The organism is Methylibium sp. T29, from assembly GCF_000576205.1.
Classification (GTDB): Bacteria; Pseudomonadota; Gammaproteobacteria; order Burkholderiales; family Burkholderiaceae_C; genus Methylibium; species Methylibium petroleiphilum.
On the sequence record NZ_AZND01000553.1, the window covers coordinates 1 to 913 of the forward strand.

General features: G+C 74.2%; 1 protein-coding gene and 1 pseudogene. Both read left to right on the forward strand.

Annotated elements, in window-relative coordinates:
- Positions 1–559: pseudogene (locus tag x551_RS22775) on the forward strand (cobyric acid synthase CobQ); the annotation flags it as partial.
- A 1-nt stretch (position 560) separates the two neighbouring features.
- Positions 561–913: nicotinate-nucleotide--dimethylbenzimidazole phosphoribosyltransferase (locus x551_RS22780; protein WP_036252037.1), on the forward strand; the 353-nt coding region annotated here is incomplete at its 3' end.

A 913-nucleotide genomic window follows, 5' to 3' on the forward strand; every position in this document is an offset into this window, starting at 1 on the left:
CGCGAGCAGCGCATCGACGCGGCGCTGGCGCGCCATGCCGCCGCGCGCCGCCCGTGCTGGGGCTGTGCGGCGGCTGCAGATGCTGGGTGAGGCGCTGGTCGACCCGCACGGCGTGGAGGGCGAGAACGGCGAGGGCAATGCGCCGGGGCTGGGCCTGCTGCCGCTGGTCACGGCCTTCGAGCCCGACAAGCTGCTGCGCCGCACCGACGCCTGCTTCGATGGTGTGGGCGACGAATGGAGCATGCTGCGCGGCGTGCAGTTCGGCGGCTACGAGATCCGCCACGGCCGCAGCGTGCAGCACCCGGCGCTGCCAGCGGCGGCGGTGGCGCTGCGCAATGCCGAGGGCGAAGCCATCGGCTGGCAGCAGGGCAGCGTGCTGGGCCTCTACGCGCACGGCCTGTTCGAATCGACCGAGGTGCTGCGCGCGCTGTTCGGTGCGCGCGTGCGCGGCCTCGAGTCGGTGTTCGACGGACTGGCCGATTTCATCGACCGTCATTTCGAGCCGGGCGCGCTGATGCGGCTGCTGGCCGACGCCGAACCCGAACCCGGGAAGGATTGAGATGGACTGGACACCGCCCGCCGTCGCGCCCCGCGCTGACGCAGTGCTCACCGCTCGCCTGCGGCAGCGCATCGACCACCTGACCAAGCCGCTCGGCGCGCTGGGCCAGCTGGAGGCGCTGATGCTGCAGGCCGGCCTGCTGCAGGGCCGCGTGGACCCTCGGCTGGACGCACCGCAGGTGCTGGTGTTCGCGGCCGACCACGGCCTCGCGGCGCGCGGCGTGTCGGCCTACCCGAGCGACGTGACCGCGCAGATGGTCGAGAACTTCCTCGCCGGCGGCGCGGCGATCAGCGTGCTGGCGCGCCTGCACGGCCTGCCGCTGACGGTGTGGACGCCGGCGTGCGCGGCGCGCGG